We start from the raw sequence: 21029 nt of genomic DNA, 5'->3' as shown, positions 1-21029 counted from the left end.
TTAATTGGTTGAGCTACTGCAAAAATCTTACCGAGCATCGGGCAATCCGACGATTATTCTTGCTAAATTCGCTACATGGCAACAAAGAAACCCCTAATACTCGTGGTGAATGATGATGGCATCACAGCGCCCGGCATCAAGGTATTACTCGAAGAAATGCAACATCTTGGTGAAGTCGTCGTGGTGGCGCCAGATGGCCCACAATCGGGCATGGGACATGCTATTACCATTGGAAAACCATTGCGTCTTGATGCGGTGGATATTTATCCAAAAGTAGAAATGTACAAATGCTCGGGCACGCCAGTGGATTGTGTCAAATTAGCTGTTAACAAAGTATTTAAAGGTCGCAAACCTGATTTGTGCGTTTCGGGTATCAATCACGGGTTGAATAATTCGATCAATGTTTTGTACTCTGGTACCATGTCGGCTGCGGTAGAAGGCGCGATTGAGGGAATTCCATCCATTGGGTTTTCATTGGATGACTTTTCGTACGACGCGAATTTCGAATACTGCCGTCCGTATGTGCGCGGTATAGCCGCTCAAGTATTAAAAAACGACTTGCCTAAACATTCATTGCTCAATGTAAACTTCCCGAATGTAGAAAAGCTAAAAGGTATCAAAATCTGCCGCCAAGCTGGTGGCCGTTGGGTAGAGGAGTTCGAGGAACGCGTAGACCCACATCAACGCGAATATTTTTGGCTGACGGGCAAATTTCAATTGGAAGACCGCGGCGAAGATACCGACGTTTTTGCATTGAATAATGGCTATGTATCGGTCGTACCAACACAGTTTGATATGACGGCACATCATGTGATTCCAGAATTGAATTCTTGGAGTTTTGATATTCCAAAATCCTAATCATGCAGCACAAAAATAGTATGCTTTTGGGGCTGATGTTAGGTGCCCTATTACCGATAATCGCGTATTTCCTTACGAGCTATACAGAAATCATTGCGCAGCTCATGCCGCAAAAGCCACTAGGATTGTATGTGCTGGCCTTAACCGGCAATATGATAGCGGTATGGTATTGCTATCGCAACGATCGTCAGCAGCTTGGAAAAGGCATTGTGTTGGTCACATTCCTTGGCATGCTGCTGGCGGTGATTACGAAAACTGTTGTTATCTAAAATTAAGACTTTAGCGTCTTTACGTCTTTGGTATCGAATCCTTCGACATCGATGATGTATTTATTCATCGTCAGGAAGTCAAACAGCGGCTTTGCGTCGGCTGATACAGGCATGTTTTCGGTCGTGATAATGGCGTGATCCTTTCCTTGCAAATAAGGGTAAGCATATAGCTTCACATTTTTGCTGAATAAACCCGAGATATACGAAAGCAACTCGTTGGTGTAGTTTTCTTTCTGGTAATTATCAGAGTTGAAGATATTCTTTAAGTTGGAGATGTTGGTTGCAATACCAATGTTCTTCGGCTTGAACTGGTTTAAAAACTCCGCCAAATAATTACTTCTGGTGAAGTTGGACAACAAGATGGTATTTCCCGTGGCACACAACTCTTCCGCACGCTTTGCGAAGTACTCCAAATCCTCGTCCGATAAGTTCACCTCTTCGTCCAATACATTACTCATCAACACCTCAATGATGACGACCAAACTCTCGTCTGTGGCGTTCGTATTTTTCTTGAATTGCTCTACGGCACTATTAAAGAGATCAAAATTGGGAAGAGATTTTTGGCGGTACTTCGTCCGCAGGATCATAATATCCTTTTTGTATAGAAAGTCTTTGACCTGAGCGGCTTTTCCATCTACACGGAAGATCGCCGCCTTAGAGAACCCTTTGGCAATCAGATAGAGATTGATCAAGCGCTCATTCACTTTTTCAAATACAGGTCCAGCAACTTTTACTAGGTCGATTTCCACCGAACCGGTTGGTAGGTTATCTACCAAGGATTCGATCAATGTCTGTATATCTTCGCGGTAATAGTAGGCTGCGAAAACTAAGTTTACGCCAATAATACCCAATACTTTTTGCTGTAATGTATTGTCACTATCTAGCAAACGGATGTGTATAATGACATCATTGGGCGGGCTATCCACCTCATGCTGAAAACGAATACCAATCCAGCCATGAGGATCGTTGGTCTTACTAAAATTTAGCGTAGTGACGGTATTGGCAAATGCAAAGAAAAGACGTTTGTCGTACTTGTCGCCATGTAAACGCTCTTCTAGCAAAGCAAATTCGCGGCAAATCATTTTGGTAAGGCGTGTACGACTTACATATCTGCCGGATTCTTCGGCGCCGTAAATCGCGTCGGAGAAGGTCATGTCGTAAGCCGACATGGTTTTTGCGATTGTACCCGAAGCAGCGCCTGCTTCAAAGAAGTTACGGGCTACTTCTTGTCCAGCACCGATTTCGGCAAAAGTACCATAAAACTCAGGTGTCAGGTTTATTTTAAGCGCTTTTCGCTTCGTTTCGTATATTTCTCTACCCATGGCGGCAAAGTTATAAATTCTTACGCGCTAAATAGATTTAATTCTACAGATAGTATATGATCTAAAATAGGCCTTCGTGATGCAATACATAGAATAAAGCGGAAGTGTGCAATGCCTGTCCAACGCCATTCTCTAGCAGCATTTTTTTTGCCTCCTCGATCGATAGGATTACGACTTCAATGTCTTCTGAATCGTCCAGCTCCTGTTCGGCCACTTTACGTCCGCCTTTCATCACGTATGTATACGTCAGGTTACCGCTTGTTGCAGGGTTGGCGTAGAGTTGACAAATCTCCGTCACCTCGTCGAAAGCATATCCTGTTTCTTCCATCATTTCGCGCCGTGCCGCCACTTCTGGTTCTTCGCCATCCTCGACCACGCCGGCAGGAAGTTCTAAAAGAACCTTTTCCGCACCGTGACGGTACTGCCGAACAAAGACAATTTCGTTGTCTTCGGTGAAGCCCACCATATTTACCCATTTTGGATATTCTAAAATATAGTATTCGTCCTTAACAAGGCCATTGGGCAATTGCACCTGGTCGACCCGTAAGGTCGCCCAGGGACGCTTTATAATGTATTCGGATTGTAGGATCTTCCACGGTTCCGTCATGAGTGCTTTTTTGATGGATTGTTAGTATTAATCTTTGACGATATCTGCCATGATGCGCGTAACTTTCTCCTCCAGTTGCACGGCCGTCTGATCGTATTGCGCTGCATATTGCAGTGCTGTTTTCACCGAGCAGTAGAATTTGATCTTTGGCTCTGTGCCCGAAGGACGCGCTGAGATTACATCACCATCAACCGTGATAAACTGCAACACATCCGACTTAGGAAGGTTAATAGCCGTCGTGCGGCCATCTGCTGGCGAAGTAGCTATCGAAGCTTGGTAATCCCGCACTTCCTTAACTTCAATGCCACCCAAACTCGTTGGTAGGTTCGCACGTAAATCTGCCATCATCTGTTTGATCTCTTCTGCGCCAGCTTTTCCTTTTTTCGTTAAAGAAATCAGTTTTTCTTGGTAAAAGCCGTATGTTGTATATAGCTCCGTCAAGACATCAAATAAAGATTTTCCTTTGCTCTTGAAATAGGCAGCCATTTCAGCAATAAACGCACAGGAGTTGATCGCGTCCTTATCTCTTACCAAATCACCAACCAAGAAACCATAGCTTTCTTCACCACCGACCAAGTATTTTTCTTGTCCATCCAGCTTAGTCATTACCTCGCCAATAAATTTGAAACCGGTTAAGGTCTCTTCGGTTTTTACCGAGAAGCTGGATGCGATGTCCGAAATCAGATTCGTGGTTACAATGGTTTTTACCACGTAATTGTTGTCTTGCAATTCACCTTTCTCTTTACGCGCTGAAAGTACGTAGTAGGTCAATAAGCTACCAATTTGGTTCCCGTTCAGCAATTGAATCTCGCCAGCATGGTTCTTCACCGCCAATCCTACGCGATCCGCATCAGGGTCTGTCGCCATCACGATATCGGCGTCCAATGCTTTGCCTTGCTTCATAGCTATCGACATCGCTTCTTCTTCCTCTGGGTTTGGATACACTACTGTTGGGAAATTGCCATTTGGCTCCGCCTGTTCTTCTACGATATGTACATTTTCAAAACCCCAAGCTTTTAAGATTTTCGGCACTAGCGTAATACCGGTACCATGAATAGGAGAGAAGACGATCTTTAGATCTTTTTGTGCGGCAACGATATCTGGGTTGATGCTCAACGCTTTGTTCGCTTGAATATAGATATCATCAAAATCTTCTTTCACGAGGTGAATATTTTCCGCCTTGCGATCGAATTGGATATCGCGAACCGACTGAATAGCATTGACCTCTTCTATTACATTTTTATCATGAGGAGCGACTAATTGTCCGCCATCGTTCCAATAGGCTTTATAGCCATTGTATTCTTTTGGATTGTGCGAAGCCGTCAACATCACGCCGGATTGGCAACCAAAATGTCGAACGGCAAAAGATAACATTGGTGTAGGGCGCAATTCTTCAAAAAGATACACTTCGATATCATTTGCGGAGAAAACATCGGCTACCAAATGCCCCAATTTCTGTGAATTGTTGCGGCTATCGTATGATACGGCGACTTTCAGGGCTTGATCTGGAAATTGTTTTTTAAGATAATTGGCCAATCCCTGCGTCGCCTGACCCAATGTATATTTATTGATCCGGTTAGAGCCGACGCCCATGATGCCGCGAAGACCGCCAGTACCAAATTCAAGTGCTTTGTAAAAGGAATCTACCAATTCTGTTTCCTGATTGGTATCAATCAATTGTTGTACAGCAGCTACAGTTTCAGTATCGTATTCTTCGGTTAACCAGCGATCTACCCGGGATTGGGTAGCAAGATCAATTATAGACATATGTAAATTTTGTTATCGATTATTTATGGATTAAATATAACTTTTAAATGGGAGATTCGCTATTTGAAATCGCAATTATGCGCCACAGTCTGCATATCCGCGATCAAGTATAGTGACATACCAATTGTCACCAAACTGTTTTACATGAAAAATTAGTGGAGTAGGTGTTGTCAGGACAACTCGGTAACTATCTTTCTCTGCCGTTTCTATCTGTTTGAGATAATTTGGATCCAGCTGCACATCTTCAAACTCATTAAGATTGGCTGCAATAGGTTTTAATAAATTGGTGGCCGTCGTGAGGTCTACAAACAAACCCATTTTGTTCCATTTCTCTGACCCGCAATCGTATTTGGGCGCCACTTCGTACGTGATTTCATAGTCATTGGCTGCGCTGGCATATGGGTAGTAGGAAGGCACGGGGCTATCGAAATCTATTTTAGAGACTTTCTCGAACCAATCCATCGCACCAGGACGATGGATGAAGATGATGCCGGCCTCAGGATGGATATAACTATTTATTTTTTCGTTATCCCGTTCATTGTACGCTTTAATAAATGCGGTAACCATATCCGATACAAAGCGGCGATCGCTGCTGATATTGGTATTTGATAGGTCTTCATTCGTCACCACAGTAGAATCCATGTCGGATTCTGAGCTTTCTTGCTTTTTGGTGTTGTTACATGACGCGCAGATCCACATGAATGTAAGCAGGAATAGAAAAAATTTGTTTTGCATAGTTACTTGTTGTTTTTCCGGATGGATTGCTCAATGTTGTCCCACATATCCGAGGTGATGGCTTCCAATCCGTTGAATTGTCCTGCTCCTTGCAGCCACTCGCCTCCGTCGATTGTCACGACTTCACCATTGATATAACCCGCGAAATCTGATATCAAAAACGCGGCCAAGTTTGCCAACTCTTGATGATCACCAACACGTTTTAGTGGCACTCTTTTTTCGAAGCTAAAATCCTCTGCTAAATTGCCGGGAAGTAGCCGTTCCCAAGCGCCCTTCGTGGGAAACGGACCTGGCGCAATGGCATTATTTCGAATCCCGTATTTTCCCCATTCTACCGCAAGAGATCGTGTCAAGGCTAATACGCCACCTTTGGCCACTGCCGAAGGAACGACATAACCAGAACCCGTGAATGCGTAAGTGGTCACGATGTTGAGGATGCTAGCGGCTTGTTTTTTTTCTATCCATTTCTTGCCAAAGGTCAATGTGCAATTGGTAGTACCTTTTAACACAATATCGATAATGGTCGAAAATGCATTCGCCGACAGGCGCTCTGTCGGAGAAATGAAATTGCCAGCCGCATTATTCAGCAGCGCATCGACCTGTCCGAATTCTTCCTCGGCTCGTTTCCACAAGTTCTCTACTTCTTCGATTTGGCGGATATCGCAGGCAACCGGCAATACTTTGCCACCTGTTTTTTGGGAGATTTCTTTTGCTGCTTCTTCTAGCACCGGAAGCTTTCTGCTGGAGATTACCACATTAGCCCCGAGCTCGGAGAAATAGGTTGACATCGCTTTTCCCAGACCACTTCCGCCACCGGTTACAACAATGGTTTTGCCTTGCAAAGCATCATCACGTAGTGCACCTTGTATATTCATTTTATCTTTTTTTACTGGTTAAATTATCAATTATGGTTTTTAGCACGGCGCGAGTCGATGGTTTCCACCATTGTGTCAACATCTCTACGATTGTCTGCTCTTTGTTCGCCTGCATGCTTTGTAACACACGTGTGCGCAGGTTTAACTTGGTTCGTCGCCAAGCATTTTTTTCCAGCTGTGTATATTTTTTGATGTGGCGTACCGCGCTGCGCTGAATCTTATCGAGCGCTACCACCTCATCGACCAAGCCGACCTGAAGTGCTTCTTGTGGTGATAGCAGTTTGCCTTCTAGTAGAAATCGGTACGCTTGTGCTTCACCAATCCAAAAACTGTATAGATCAAAAATTCCATGTGGCACAATGATGCCTACAGGAACTTCATTCAACCCAATAATGTATTCGCCTTCGGCCATCACACGAGCATCTGCCGCAATGGCTAGAACACATCCTCCGGCTGGACTATGGCCAGAAATGGCAGCTACGTAAGGTTTTGGAAAAGCAGTGAGTGTGTACAAAAGTTCAATAAATGCATGCCAGAAAACTTCCATTTGCCGCTCATCGTATCCGTAAAGCGTGATCAGATCAAGCCCTGAGGTGAAAAACCCTTCGTGCCCGGTGATCACAACACCTTCAATCGCTGGATCTTTTTCTGCATCGGCAAATACATCTTGTATTTCCTGAATCATTTCCAAGTGCATCGCATTGCTTTTGCCACGATGCAGAATCACGTGTAGTACGTGATCGTCTATATGGGTTTTTAAAAATTCACTCATTTTATGTCTTAATAGTTTGTGTGTTTTAATAACAAGTTAATGATGAGATTGATTGCTAGTATTTAATTTTCTTTATCTACCGTGATATCCAACACCTTCCGTCCAATTCTACCGCTCACATCAATGCCCTCAAGAATGACTCGATATATGCCCGGCTCATCACTGGTGTAAAAATCAAAACTCGCTTTTCCATGTTCATCTGTTGCCACAAATGGTGCCCAATGAATAGTAGTGCGAAGATCATTTTCAAAAGTTTGATCGGACGCTACTTCGTAAGTTGGTTGGTAAAATTCTTTTGCTTCCGAAATGCCTTTGGCCGTGAATGACAAAATGCCTTTGGGCACGTAATTGACCCTTCCTTCAGACCCAATCTTGGTGGTGATGACGATCACGCCATTACCACCGAAAGAACCGTAAACAGCCGTGTAGTTGACGTTGCGTAAAACCTCTATACTAGCAATATCCATAACTGGAATGCTTGATAACATTTCGGGCTCCACATACATGCCATCAAGCACAATTTGCATTATTCCTCCGCCGCGGGTACTGTATGGAATGCCTCCTTGAAAACGCACACCAACTAGTCGACCGTTTAACGCCATATCTACCGTAGCAAAATTCTGCAATTCTTCCCACGTTATAACTTGATCAGCATTCCCAGGACCATTTAGATTGCGCGAGTGCTCAGGTGCTTTTTCTACTTTGCGCGTGACCACGACTTGGGCAATATCAATGGTATTGGGCATCAGCCCTTTTTCTTCCAATTCGCGAAAGAATTTTTTGGAAGCCAATAGTTCGTCCAGATATAAGCCATTTAAATCGTTTTTGCCCCCATCGGCAGCTTGGATTTCTGGCGGTTCGGGCAAGTCTAATATGATGTCGATATTGTTTTTCCCTTTTTGATCTTTGGCAGAAATCAGGAACTTAGCGCTATCTGGGAAAAGTAAGTCTTTGAAATGAAAAAAACCTTCCTCAGAGCTGAGCGTGTCGATGTAGTCGGTGAGATTTTCGGTGGAGATCAGTTGCACTTCTGATAGTGGGGCAGCAGCTTTTCGCCCTAATTTCTTGGTAAATCCTTTAATAGTTAAACCTTCTTCGGCTTCAAAAGCCTTGACGGTATCGACTGCTTGTGGATCTTCAGACCAGTCGTATTTTCGCCAACCTTGTGTCAGTAGCAACTTATCCAAATCAATCAATTTTTCTGCGCGATTTTCAGACGAAAAGTAATAGCCAGGCGACTCTATATGACCCCGTAAATCAGCTTCAAGTAACAAGGCGCTGTAGATATTGGCTTGCAGGTCTGTGGTGTCCTGCACTTTGGCTAGATTGACGACGGAGGCAGATAAAGACGCCAAACGAGTGGAATCCGCTGGCAGACCCACTTCGGTATTTATGGTGACTTTTTCACGCGTACTAACCTGATTATTCGATGCATGGATCTTTAATGGCATGAAATCGGCCGCCTGCCACAGAAATATAGGACGTTCAAACAAAGGTTTGAAAGCTGCATCCAATACCGAAATGGTTATAACGCCAGAAGGCAACGGTTCTTTGTCCACGCTGAATACAATATTTTGTCGATCCATTTTCTGGCGAGAAGCATAAAAGGTGTTGCCTAGGTGATGTAGCACGAAATAAACAGGATCTCCCGAAAGCAAATCATCGGAGATATTCATCTGTGCAAAAAGCTTGGTCGGATTCTGGTTGTTCACCATAAACGACATACCGCTAGATTCGACTTGCGGTGCTGGGATCTGCTGGATGTCTTCTCCCTCGATTAGCGCTCGAAAGGTGTAGCTTTCACTTGGAGAAGGCAAGAAAGCAAGGCTTCCCATACCTAAATGATTGGTTTCGCCAGTTCCGATAACCTCCTGTTTGGCATCAATGATTTCTACTTTCGCTTTTACACCAAGGCCATCCGAACGGATCGCCTTGATGCCGATATTGTTTAATGTGCCGGCCAAAATTCTCCCGCCTTCTGGAAGTAGCTGTACGCTGCTCTGCGGTTTTATAGATGCGGTATGTATTACTTTGGATACGGGGCGCTCATCCAGATTTGTAAAGGAGAGTTGAATATCCTTATTTCTGTTCTTTTCGGTGACTTTAATTAGGATTAGTCCTTGTTCGTCGGTGCGCTCACTACCTTTTTGTGCAATCTTGTCTCCTTCCATGACTTGGTAGCGTACCGTTGTTTTTGGGAGCGGATTTCCGCTCAGTGTTTTTAGTTCTACGGCGATGAATGTATCTTTTCCGTCCGACCGCAGGGAGGTCTGCGTTACGGTATTATCCGTTCTACCGTTGGTAATAGTAAGTGATTTTTCGAAGAAGTAATCCGTCGGAAAGTTGCGCATCCAATTGGTGTATGCACGTAAGCGATAACTTCCCTCCACTAAGGTGTCAGCTAAGGTCAAGCTGCCGGAACCCAATCCTAGGCTCAATTGAATGCGTTGATCGGCCACAATATGATTTTTGGGATCTATCAGTTCTATATAATTGATGCCACTTAATGCCGAAAGCATATTGGTGATACCAAGCGTATTGTAGGTTTTATACCATATGGTTTCTCCGGCGGTATAATGATGGCGATCCGTATGGATATATATTTTTTCTTGTTGATTATGTGCATAGTGGTCGCGCGAAGCGCTGATGCGATCTTCTATACGCTGTGCATTGGCTACGGTAAAGCTTAAGAGTGAGAGAAATAAACATATTTTCTTGAGCATAATAACTGGGTTGTCGAAACAGCAATTTACGAAAATTCTGCTGGTTGGGCAATGTTAAAATTCTGTAAGCTAATTCATTAATCGTACGTCGCTTTGGCCTCTAGTTGCAAATCTTTGTTGTATGAGCGCATCTGGCAGCACGTCGCGTAGAAAGAAGTCTACGTTTGGGTTACTTGCTGAAGTTTCATATTTTCCGATTCGCACGTGTTTTTTCTAGAATCGGACTATGTTGGTCTGAAATGCCGATTTAGTACTTGATCGAATTGTAAACGAAAAACAAGTTTAATACAAATAAACTTTTTTGAAGGAGTTTTATTGATTTGTAGTTGAAACGCCTCAAAGCCGCTGTGAAACGACTTGTATTATATTTTTTATTTACTAGATTTATTTTTTTAACAAATTCGGCATGATTTTTCTTGTTGTCGTGTTGAATTATTTAGTTCTTATCTAAAAATAAATCTTATTAAAACACTATACATGGATTCTCAAATACTTTTAATCACAGGAGCAACTCGCGGTTTAGGAAAGGCTGCACTGTTAGAGCTAGCCAAACAAGGCTATACTATTGTTTTCGTAGCTCGTAAGGAGGAAGACGGAATGAAAGTGAGAGATGAGATAATTGCAAAGAGCGCCAATGATAGAATAGACTATATTTTAGGAGATCTTATGGATCTGAAGAGTATTCATCAGCTTGTGGATGATTTCAAAGCTAAGCATGATCATTTGGATGTCTTACTCCAAGTCGCCGGTGCTAATTTCGGCAAATCGAGAGAAGTAACTGTGGATGGGATTGAAAAAACAATCGCCCTAAACCTTGTAGCCCCTTATCTTTTGAATATTCTATTATTGGAATCTTTGTCAAAGAGTAATGAAGCTCGAATTGTAATGACGGCTTCTGTGGCATATAGCTTAATGGCTAAGCCTGATTTTGATGATGTAGAATTAAAAGAGAATTATACATCGAATAGCGCTTATGGAAATTCCAAATTATTTCTCATGTTAATGGCTGAACAGTTAGTCAAAAAATTAAAAGAAAGAGGGTCGAATATTACAGTTAATACGTTGCATCCCGGCTTTGTAATGAATGACAAAATGAGAGACTTTGCCTTCGATAAAGGTTTTTTGGGCAGAGCAATTCTGTACCCCCTGATGAAGCTTATTACGAAAACATCTGAACAGGGAGCCGAATCGGCAATCTATTTAGCGAGCTCGCCAGATGTTAAAGGAAAGACGGGGCTTTATTTTTCCAATAGTAAACCGGCAAAAGTAAACCAGAAAAATTTTTCAGATGAAAATAGAAAAGCTATTTGGAAATATTGTGAAGAAATAACGGGAATCCGTATTGACTAATGGTATAGTTTTAATGCAATGGAAACAGTATTGCATTAAAACTATTCTGGTAAAAAACCATTTAAATACTAGCTGTTAGATGGCTATATTTGCTAGATGAATATAATTGTGTATTGAGAACCAATAAGTTGTATTAATCTACTAGAAATATACAGTAATATTGTTTTTTACATAAAAGTTGGCTGTTTGCTTTGAGCTTTGTTTATTGCACATCAATTACTATTAAGTACTCCAAAAAGCAAACATCCATGTTCTGTAACATAGTGATCTCATTTATCAATTAAGAAAGTGAAACATGGATTCTATAGGTTAATATGTTATAATTTAGTTTTAACTTCAGATCACTAATTCACAAAGCTTTATTCATTTTTGATATCATTTAAAATTTAATGATCAAGGCATAGATCGGAAAGTTTTCAATATATTCTTACATTCGTCTTACCCGGGTATTTTCTTTTAAAGATAAAGAATTTTGATGTTTTCGTGCTACTTCCAATAATTGTTAAACATTGGAGCCGATATGGCAAGCTGCTGACACATGTTTCTTGTGGATTGACCAAATCATATCTTTTGATAAGGTTATGTGACATGTGTTTACAAAATTTGTATTTTACAATAGTTTATAATGGCAGACAAGGCTCCCGAGATTCCACAAGAGTTTAAAAGAAGTTAGTCATTAGACCTGTAAAATTTAACCCACTAATTCTAATGCACATCTTTTAAAAAACCTACGCGAAAACATTCGTATAGCTGTATTAGGCTCTTCATTGATTAATTCAGATGGATTCACATATGTAATCCCGCAATGGGCTGGAAGTCCAGCATCATCTGAACAGACAGGTCTATCCAATCTCTCAACATTCTCAGAATCCAGGGGTGACCACAATAAAGTTGCCTCAAATTCTTCCCTTCCCGGCTCTTGTTTATGTAGAATTATTGTATTGTCATACAAATCTAGAGGAAATGATACATAACCAACCAATTCTAACGGAATTGAATTTCCGATCTGTAAGCATCTCTCATCTGATACGTAGTCTTTCCGTTGCATAGAGACTTCACCACGAGTATCGTAGAAGACATAATCAGAATTAATTAAACCTGAATCGAGAGTAGATCGAAACTTATCCAAATTTTTGGATTTTTTCAAATGCTTAGAAAAAAGAAATCTTACTATCTTTTCTGACGGATCAATTTTTTCTGGAATCTCTATCACAACTATTAAACGGTATGCGCGTTAACAATTTGTTTATCATAAAGATCTAATAAATCCTTAAACAATCCACCTAAATTTGTAATCGCTAGGGAATTGAATTCAATACCATCATTTTGGTAGATAAATATGTCGTTCACTTCTGCGAAGTAACCTATTTTCGATTTACCAATTTCTATAGAAAAAAGCGCATTTTCCATGCGAATATCCATAATGATTGTACCAATATCCGATGTGTATATTTCATCAACATCTATCATATTGACAATTTCTTCCGGCAGTTCATTTAAAATCGAATATAAGTTTTTGGAAACCTCCATAGATAGTTCCTTGAAGTCTATAAAAGAAGGTATTGACTTTAGTAGGCTGTGTCTAAAAGATTTTTCCTCAAAAGTTGTTTCCGGGATACATGAAGATTCAAGATCAACAATTTTACTTTCGTACGATAAGTCGAAGTTTGATGATTTGGTGTAGTAATCGTACTGAACATCATCATGATAATTATCTTTTCTTTGCGATGAATACAATAGTGGTAAAGAAACAACTGTAATTACTGCTAAGCCTAACATATCAATTAAATATTAAGATTTATCAATCCCTGTGTATTTTCCGAAAGAATATCTTGTAAAAACTCTTTGTTCTTGCTGTGTATACTGTCAAATTCAGAAATAAATGAGTTATAAGATTCACCGTCTAACTCTTTAAGCTTTTGAAATTGCAAAATGTATGTATGCGAAATAATGACTCTTTTCAAATGTTCATTGAAAGATATTTCTGACTTTTCTTCCGATAGTCCATAGCCGCTTACTTGAGTGTCCACAAATGTCGAAACTATTGAGCTTGTTTTAGATTTTAAGAACTTTTCATTAAGCATCTGTGAATTAGTGTTGAAAATTTCTTCAATTGCCATTTCACCACTAGATTCCCAAATAAATTCATCAACGTATGTTAAGCCAATTGCTTCGACATAAAAGTTTTTAAAAGCTGAAAGATCCGATAGGTCTTGAGTTATCTTCTCCACAAAATGCTGCCATCGAGTATAATTTCTTGTCTCGATGCTGAGTATAGACTTCCCATTAGGAGTGTTTTCCATTTTGAGAATATCTGAACTTGAGCCATTTTCGAATCTTTCTAGAACGAACCCACTATTTTTATTGTCACTAACACTTATATTTCTATCTCCAAATTGAATTAATTTTTCTGATATAGTCCCTTTTCGTGAATATGTGGCAAATTTATCAGACGCTATTATCTTACGAAGTATTATCTCAGATTCTGGAAAATTTTGCGCCAGAAATAGATTAACAACTGATCTGCTAATTGAATGTTTATCTTTTACAGGTCTTAGCGACATATCTATAAATATAATGAAATATTTTGCAAATATATAATTAATTAATTACTGATAAGCATTTTTCATTCCAAGAATCGGTATGTACAAAAATTAGAAGGAATTGATGTGTATAACAATTAAATAGGAGCATGGTTATAAATTAATGACTATTTTTTGTGAAATAATTTTTGATAAAAGTCTATTGACATTCGCGTGTTTTTGATGCTTTTTTAGCCCCGGCCGTATTTTAAGTTACGATATCATACCTCTAAAGTGTAGTATCAGACAGTTTTTGGATTTTGGAGAATATCTCTAGTTTTTATAATTGTTTAGTTGAACATGGATTCTCCATTCTATTTACCCAGATAGGGGAAACCGTATTTCTAATTAGTTAGGAATAATGTATGTTTGTAGCATTATTAACTCAAGGGGCTCAAATGATTACTAGTTTTGAAGTAAAAAAATTAAACAGGAAAATTTCAGGTGTATTCAATTTTCAAGATGATTTAAATATCATGACGGGAAAGAATGGTTGTGGAAAAACTACTATCATGAAGGCGTTATGGTATATGATTAGTGGCAACTCTGACAAACTTTTTGAAGAATTATACTTGGAATATGCATTGCTAAAGATGTCAAATGGAACTTCTTTTGAAATCATAGTAAAGGGAGACGAAAAAAGTAAAGGAAAAAAAATCATTCAGTATGAATTAGTGTTAATTGATACAATGATAAACGATGGCGGGGTTGAGAAAATTATAATTGAAGATAGTCTTTCGTTTGAAAATTATTCAGACCTCCCAACATTTCCAATATCCGAGAGTTCATTATTTTTTCCAACTTTTCGAAGAATTGAGGGAGGGTTTTCCATAAATACTATAAACAATCGAAAATATAGACGTCCATCACTTAGGGATTCTTTGGAGCAAATTTCTGAAACTCTGACAAATGGGAATAACCACAAATTTATTGCATCAATATCGACTGAAGATGTTATATATCTTCTTAACAGTAAATATGCCGACATTTCAGAAATTATCAGAAAAATGGAAGCAAATCAGTCATCTCAAATACTTGCGATTGTAGCGAATAGTCAAGATAAAGAGAAAACTGCACTTGAGGACATAAGGAAGCTGGTTAAGAAAAATGATAAGCAAAAGGAGGATGCTTTAATGCCTTTCACAATCCTTTCTGATTTGATTCGAAACATTTTTAAGGATACATCAATTGAGATATCAAATAACCTCAAACTTGGAGAAAATCTTAGTAAAACTGAACAATCATCGTTGGATATTGGTAATACAAGAGAAGCGATTATGTCTGATAAATTATCTGCTGGAGAAAAGCAAATGTTGGGTTTTCTTTGCTATAATTTCTTTTACGACAACTGCGTGTTTTTTATAGATGAACCAGAATTGAGTCTACATACTGACTGGCAAAGAATATTGTTCCCAACATTATTAAAGCAGAAGCGAAATAACCAATTCATTATAGCAACTCACTCTCCATTTATATATACGAAGTATACTAATAAAGAAATTATTATAGGATCTGATAAAGGAGATAACAATGGCTAGAGAAAATCCGCTGAATGCAGAAATTCTTTTGGAAACACTAAAGAGATCAAGCCTTAATACTGTATTAATTGAGGGAATAGATGATTCTGAAATTTATCAAATAATTGGTGACAATATTGCTGATTCGAATATTAGTTTTTTAGAGTGCAATGGAAGGGCAAACTTGCTAGCATTATTTGATCGAAAAGATGAGTTAAGTAATTCAAATGTATTATTTCTATGTGATAGTGACTTATGGGTCATAGACGGAGTGCCTGAAAAATATCAATCTGACAGTTTAATTTGTACAAATGGATATTCGATTGAAAATGATATTTATTCGGACGGGAAGCATATATTACAGTCTTTATTAAGAAACAACGAAAACATAAAACTTGAGGGTTTAGTAGATAGCATTTGCAAGTGGTATGCCCATGAAATCTCATTAGCTTATAAAAATGGCACAAAAGACTTAAGGGTATCAGATGTTACTATATTAAGTACAAATGTAATGAAGAGGTATTCAACTAAATTCGAGGATGAATTTCTTGAAAGCCGTAATTACAAGGATGCAGAAGAAGGTTTAAGTATCACACTAAGAAATGATTTTGAAAGAAAACTGCGTGGTAAATTTATATTTCAAATCTTCGAGAAGATATTTCAGGAAAGACGTAAGAAATCTATTACTTATACAAGGTTACAGCTTTTCGATATAGTTGTGAACATGGTTCTTTCGGACAACCTAGACGAGAGTATTTTAGTATGTCGAAAAAACAAAATTTTGGATTTTTTTAATTAATATAATACGCCCTAATCTTGATTCTAAACGTTAAATTGATCTCCGTATATATTCTTAAATTCTGAGGTTAGCTTTTCTTATATAAGGTAAGCCTTATATGAGTTCCAGTAAGTTACATATCCTATGTAGAGATCTACTACAAAACTCTAATAATCCGTGGTTTTGAAGGCTATTTTACCCCAATTTCGAATAAAATTAAAGCGGATCGAAGATTTAAAATTCGATCCGCTTTAATCAGTATTGATATTTTTCTGTGGGCAGATTACTACAGGAGAGTGATTCTACCGCCCACTACAGCAAACTTATAAGTATTAGTCATTACTTCACTTACATCATGCCTAATGTTTAATTCCAAAAACTCGACTTCAACAAGGTATGTGTTTTCGACACGTTTCATCTTGATGCCTTGAATGTTTCTTTGAAAGGTTGCCCCACTGGGAGTTTTATAGCAATTGTCAATATCTTCTTCCAGATCTTTATTGCTATTAAACCATTTTCTGACGTAGCTTTTATGACCTTCCGAGCATTGACATCCTATCTGCAAATAATCTGTTAATTGGCAATTCGTACAATCATCGTTGGTATACTCGCAGTCTGTTCCTCCTTTCATTGCTACAAGTGCTATGATCGCCTTTTCTTGATTAGACATTTTAGTAAAGAAAGGGTGGTTGAATTGGTAAGAGCCGTCCCGTTTGAGATTGAGAACTTTATTATAATCAGATGCTAATTTGTCATCGTTAACAGCATTGTCAATAATAAAATCAGACTTCAGTACCCAACCTCTACTAGTTTTGTGACTTTGTGGGCTGGTGAATTCGATATAGTAAAAGCGACCTTGTTCTTTAAGAGGATGTATTACATCTCCTTTTTCAAGATAGGCCTTCCTCTTGGTAGATACATCAGGGCTGTTGTAAAAATATGATTTAGAGGTTTGAGTAATGTATTCTTTTTCGTCTAAGGTATTAGATGGATCTGTCATTGTTTGAGATTTGGCAGTATTTACATCTTGCTCCTCCATAGGATCATCCATCTCAATATCCAAACCATGATCTTCTTTCGAAGCAAATTCGCGACTCAACCGAATACTTTCTACCGCTATTCCATCTCCTCTGTTTTTGAATGAAGCATATCCTTGTATTAGTATGACCATACCTTTTTTGAAATTGTACTTGCTGGCTTTACGTATGATGTTACCTTGAGCATCTATCCCTCCAAATTGAGAATCTCTATTTTCATATTCCATAACAAAAAATGGATGCCCTGAGTCTTGTGCCTGTTCAAGACCAACAAGCCAATTGCAATCTTGAGCAACATACATCATAGCTTCAAATTCGGCTTCTTGCCGGACGGTACTTGTTTTGTCAATATCATCTAGGGCAGTAACCTTTAACAGTACCAATTTTTTCATTGATTGGTCAAAGGCGAGTTTTGACAGGTAGTCGTGGAGAATCTGTTTAGATTGTGTGAGTTCACCTCTTTTATATATTCCAGACTGTTTGTCATCGCGGTTGTTTGTTCCGCTTGGTGTAAATGTGCATCCTGATAGCAGTAGAGATAGTAATAGAAAATAAATGGTTCTCATAATAATTTGGTAAACTGAACTATTGAAGAGGTATTTTCCAATTCAAATTGTCGGATCTGTTAATAAGGTTAAGTTAGTATCGGTGGTACACCGAAAAGAGTTATCTCAGCAACGGCTAGTCAAGAACGATTAGTTGCTTTTTCAGGCTGTTGATTCTATCAAGCAGAAGCATTTTGGTATCCTCTTGGTCGCTGATTCTCGCTTCAATATTACGAATCTTGACAGTAAATATCACAATACCCATCACCCCTAATAGAAAGATCACTATGAATAGTTTCTGTATGTCATTCCCAATCATCTTAAAGTCTGCTATTAACAGGAAGAAACCTATTCCGACACACTGTATGTAAAACCACACATTAGTTATTGCTAATGATGTCTTGGTACGCTTCAAGGTGTCTATTGTGTCGTCTGTTTCTAGCGTTCGATGTGCTGTTCTAGGTCAACCTAGATTTTACCGAGTAGGATACTGGATGAGACCGTGAAGTGTAATCTCAACCACATTAATGAGCTGGCTAAAATATTTGGATGTTCACCAAAGGACTTCCTTCCGAATGAGATTTTGTGAATTTATTTGTGCTCGTTAGCAGTTTAATAGATAATAGGTGATCATCTATTTGGTTCATGATACTAGAGTGCCTTGATAGTCTAAGGTGTCAATTCGTATTTATAAATTACAATTCCTTACAACTTACTTTGGATTTGATCTAAAATCTATTGCCGAAAATCGGTAAAAACACCAGCCTGTTTGATATTAAAATAGTGATCCCTTAGATCATATTAATATCTAAGGGATTAACTGCCTTTTGACCCATTAAAATAATAGCGTTTCTAGCATAGTGGTTATTGGGATAAGTCTAAATGATAACAATATTCGATATTTAAATGGTTTAGCTTATTATAGAGCAATTTTTGCTTATACAAAATCTTCGATACTCAAGCTGATCAATCCGTTAAGCCATTTGCGATCATCACCCTTTCAGAGTAGATATTCTCCTTAAATTTTCTCATGTTCAAGTTTATACTTTTTCTATGATGATAGAAATAGAAGTCAAATGATCCACCTACAATGCCTTTTTCGGGGATATAGATAAACCTGTCAATACCTCTGTCAACCTCATAAGCGTGAGATGGCATATGCCAATCTGTTAAAGACCAAAATTGATAAGCATTTAAGCTTCCAATTTTGAATTTTTTGGAAAGAAACTCTTTTCGATCTCTTAGCCGATCAAAAGTAGAATAGCCATCGGAATAACTTAGTAACGGAAAATCGCATTTGATACTCTTATAATACTCTGCAACCGACTTCACTGTAACTGGAGTTTGATCCTTATTTATTGTTCCCCATGCTGAGTTGAACATGTCAGGCTTATCCCGTAATGCATAAAACTGTAACAATGTATTGTAAGCCACGTAATACTCTCCATTTCGTTTTACAACAAGCTTGTATTTGTTGAAGAATTTGTTGTGCTCGTTGTAAGTGCCAGAATATAGCTCGTACAACGATAATTGTTTTATTGCCAATAAATCTTTAAAGCTAATTGTATCAACATCTATTTCAGATAAGTCAATTTTTTCCCATAACTTCATAGTTGAGACGTCTGGCAATGCACTGAACAATATTATTTCTCTATCATTCCTCGCGTCAGTATTATATATTGGAAATATATTAAGGATTTCTACGTGGGAATCTAAAGCATAAAGATCTTTGGTATCGAGAGTATAACTCTTAATATTATACGATGAATGCTCTTCGTCCAGTACAAAATACTTTACTTGCGCTTCGCAGAAACAAATAGGAACTAGAAAACAAATGAAGATAATAGCACTTTTAATTAGGGCATTTCGTTCCAGAATTTCCATCTTTATAAGATTTGTTTAAATTAATGTCGAGATTACTCATGCTAGTCACAACCCCGGTTTTTGCTAACACTTCCGCATCGTAATCAGAAATATTTGGGTTATATTCTTTAATTGCAGATACTAGATGTGTCATAAGGTTCTTAAACTGCGAATGTGTAGTTACGTACTTTGGTACACCTTGCAAATTAATTTCAGACCATTCACTATATTTAGCGAAAAATAATTCTGGACTGAGCCTAGTCTTTTCAAGATAAATATATGCGTGCAATGCTTCATGATACATAGTAACCAATATATATTCTTTCGAAGCAGTATTCAACATATTTCCATTTAAAGTAATAGTTTGCATCGTGCCTATCTGATTATTTGTGTTCCAATACCCATCTAAATTATCCGGCAGTGTTGTGACTGCCCTAAACACCAAATCATTTTCTTGTCCGCCAAATTCGTTAACTAGCCATTGCGATATTTGATTCTTTAGGTTTGGTAATTGATTTAAAATATTTTGTGCACAAGGGTATCCCTGTAAAGAATCAAGTATCTCCACTTCTCCCTCACCACCCCCCGCACCACCCTCCGCGTCATCCTCAGGATCTCCCTCAGGAGGTGCTGCCGGCACATTACCCCCGTTGCCACCGACACCGCCACCGCCAGGATTCCAATTATAATCATCGCCATCGCCATCGCCATCAGCATCACCTTCACCTTGTTCTGGAGGCATAATAACTACTTCATCTATATCTCGAATTGGATCATTTGCTCTTTTAAGAACCGCCCGATTTTCAGTACCGTCTATTAAGGAGGCACTCAATCTATATCCGATCTGACTACTACTATTAACCCTCAGGACTCGTTTATCGCGTATATACATTCCCTCGAGATAAACCTTGCCATCAATTGTATAAATTGTTAGTGGAGAATCTCTTTTGTAAGGATTTCTAGCAAACTCCTTAATTATACCATAGGGTACACCATCTTTACCAACTACTATTGACATTTCTGTTAAGTAGGCTACATTTCCTGAATTGTTTTTCAAACGCACAGAAATCCAAGGTTGACCAGCAGCATTATGACTAATCCGATAATTCGTCCAATTAGGCTGTAAATTACGAAAATCAATAGTGGAATTTACTGTTGCGCCACGCGCTCCATGTTGAAACCAAGTCTTCGCGATCGAAATAAGACTATCTTCTACAGGGATTATCTCAGATTCTACAGTAGATTCCTTGGTGCAGGAAGAAACAAAAACGATAAAAATAATCACAGATATTTGAATAGATAGATTTTTGACAAAATTCATAATAGGTATATTTAGATATATTCCTTCAATATAGAAATTTATATAAAATATTCATAATATATTTAAACAATAATTTTATGTACGGGAGTTTATGTTGTGTTTGAAATG

General features: G+C 38.7%; 18 protein-coding genes. 5 read left to right on the top strand and 13 right to left on the bottom strand.

Translation table 11 applies throughout. The annotated features are described in order from the left end of the window. Positions 1 to 75: 75 nt before the first annotated feature. Positions 76 to 858, top strand: coding sequence for a 5'/3'-nucleotidase SurE (gene surE, locus DC487_RS07630; RefSeq protein ID WP_116775364.1), 783 nt, complete (start codon positions 76 to 78; stop codon positions 856 to 858). 2 nt (positions 859 to 860) lie between these two features. Next, complete coding sequence (locus tag DC487_RS07625) at positions 861 to 1127, top strand: hypothetical protein (protein ID WP_116775363.1); 267 nt, start codon at positions 861 to 863, stop codon at positions 1125 to 1127. A 2-nt stretch (positions 1128 to 1129) separates the two neighbouring features. Here DC487_RS07625 and DC487_RS07620 read toward each other — a convergent pair whose 3' ends face one another. The 7 genes from DC487_RS07620 to DC487_RS07590 all read right to left on the bottom strand — a co-directional run bounded on the left by DC487_RS07620 (position 1130) and on the right by DC487_RS07590 (position 9928). After that, entirely contained in the window at positions 1130 to 2449 is a 1320-nt protein-coding gene (locus DC487_RS07620) for a nicotinamide mononucleotide adenylyltransferase (RefSeq protein ID WP_116775362.1), read from the bottom strand. A gap of 61 nt (positions 2450 to 2510) precedes the next feature. After that, positions 2511 to 3056: an NUDIX hydrolase gene (locus DC487_RS07615; RefSeq protein ID WP_116775361.1), complete on the bottom strand. Its 546-nt coding sequence runs from the start codon at positions 3054 to 3056 to the stop codon at positions 2511 to 2513. A 27-nt stretch (positions 3057 to 3083) separates the two neighbouring features. Then, complete coding sequence (locus DC487_RS07610) at positions 3084 to 4823, bottom strand: phospho-sugar mutase (RefSeq protein WP_116775360.1); 1740 nt, start codon at positions 4821 to 4823, stop codon at positions 3084 to 3086. Positions 4824 to 4898: 75 nt separating this feature from the next. Then, the gene (locus tag DC487_RS07605; protein WP_116775359.1) at positions 4899 to 5558 is read right to left on the bottom strand and encodes a hypothetical protein; all 660 of its coding nucleotides are present in this window, start codon (positions 5556 to 5558) and stop codon (positions 4899 to 4901) included. A gap of 2 nt (positions 5559 to 5560) precedes the next feature. Next, positions 5561 to 6433 (bottom strand): SDR family oxidoreductase, encoded by an 873-nt coding sequence (locus DC487_RS07600; RefSeq protein WP_116775358.1) that lies wholly within the window; start codon positions 6431 to 6433, stop codon positions 5561 to 5563. A gap of 1 nt (position 6434) precedes the next feature. Next, positions 6435 to 7205 carry an enoyl-CoA hydratase/isomerase family protein gene (locus tag DC487_RS07595; RefSeq protein WP_116775357.1) on the bottom strand — a complete coding sequence of 257 codons (771 nt, stop codon included), beginning with the start codon at positions 7203 to 7205 and terminating at the stop codon, positions 6435 to 6437. Between the two features lie 62 nt (positions 7206 to 7267). After that, positions 7268 to 9928 (bottom strand): TonB-dependent receptor plug domain-containing protein, encoded by a 2661-nt coding sequence (locus DC487_RS07590; protein WP_116775356.1) that lies wholly within the window; start codon positions 9926 to 9928, stop codon positions 7268 to 7270. Positions 9929 to 10405: 477 nt separating this feature from the next. On the opposite strand from DC487_RS07590, the gene DC487_RS07585 reads away from it, so the two are divergent. Then, complete coding sequence (locus DC487_RS07585; protein ID WP_116775355.1) at positions 10406 to 11278, top strand: SDR family NAD(P)-dependent oxidoreductase; 873 nt, start codon at positions 10406 to 10408, stop codon at positions 11276 to 11278. 691 nt (positions 11279 to 11969) lie between these two features. Here the strand turns inward: DC487_RS07585 and DC487_RS07580 are convergent. From DC487_RS07580 to DC487_RS07570, 3 genes are read right to left on the bottom strand one after another with little or no spacing between them, the layout of a single operon-like run. Further along, positions 11970 to 12491, bottom strand: coding sequence for a hypothetical protein (locus tag DC487_RS07580; RefSeq protein WP_116775354.1), 522 nt, complete (start codon positions 12489 to 12491; stop codon positions 11970 to 11972). Positions 12492 to 12496: 5 nt separating this feature from the next. After that, a complete protein-coding gene (locus DC487_RS07575) occupies positions 12497 to 13057 on the bottom strand; it encodes a hypothetical protein (protein WP_116775353.1) in 561 nt (186 codons plus the stop codon). 5 nt (positions 13058 to 13062) lie between these two features. Further along, positions 13063 to 13842 carry a TIGR04255 family protein gene (locus tag DC487_RS07570; RefSeq protein WP_116775352.1) on the bottom strand — a complete coding sequence of 260 codons (780 nt, stop codon included), beginning with the start codon at positions 13840 to 13842 and terminating at the stop codon, positions 13063 to 13065. 383 nt (positions 13843 to 14225) lie between these two features. On the opposite strand from DC487_RS07570, the gene DC487_RS07565 reads away from it, so the two are divergent. Continuing rightward, positions 14226 to 15398, top strand: a complete 1173-nt coding sequence (locus DC487_RS07565; RefSeq protein ID WP_116775351.1) for an AAA family ATPase — start codon at positions 14226 to 14228, stop codon at positions 15396 to 15398. Then, positions 15391 to 16176: a DUF4435 domain-containing protein gene (locus tag DC487_RS07560; protein ID WP_116775350.1), complete on the top strand. Its 786-nt coding sequence runs from the start codon at positions 15391 to 15393 to the stop codon at positions 16174 to 16176. The genes DC487_RS07565 and DC487_RS07560 overlap by 8 nt, the downstream gene beginning before the upstream one ends. Positions 16177 to 16441: 265 nt before the next feature. Here the strand turns inward: DC487_RS07560 and DC487_RS07555 are convergent, their stop codons facing one another. The 3 genes from DC487_RS07555 to DC487_RS07535 form a co-directional block, all read right to left on the bottom strand. After that, positions 16442 to 17758, bottom strand: coding sequence for a hypothetical protein (locus DC487_RS07555; protein ID WP_116775349.1), 1317 nt, complete (start codon positions 17756 to 17758; stop codon positions 16442 to 16444). Positions 17759 to 18703: 945 nt separating this feature from the next. Beyond that, positions 18704 to 19621 carry a hypothetical protein gene (locus DC487_RS07540; protein ID WP_116775347.1) on the bottom strand — a complete coding sequence of 306 codons (918 nt, stop codon included), beginning with the start codon at positions 19619 to 19621 and terminating at the stop codon, positions 18704 to 18706. Beyond that, on the bottom strand, positions 19590 to 20921 hold the full coding sequence (locus tag DC487_RS07535; RefSeq protein WP_116775346.1) for a hypothetical protein: 1332 nt from the start codon (positions 20919 to 20921) through the stop codon (positions 19590 to 19592). The genes DC487_RS07540 and DC487_RS07535 overlap by 32 nt, the downstream gene beginning before the upstream one ends. Positions 20922 to 21029 lie beyond the last annotated feature (108 nt).

The organism is Sphingobacterium corticibacter (assembly GCF_003076635.1).
Taxonomy (GTDB): Bacteria; Bacteroidota; Bacteroidia; order Sphingobacteriales; family Sphingobacteriaceae; genus Sphingobacterium; species Sphingobacterium corticibacter.
This window is presented reverse-complemented; position numbering and strand designations above follow the sequence as displayed.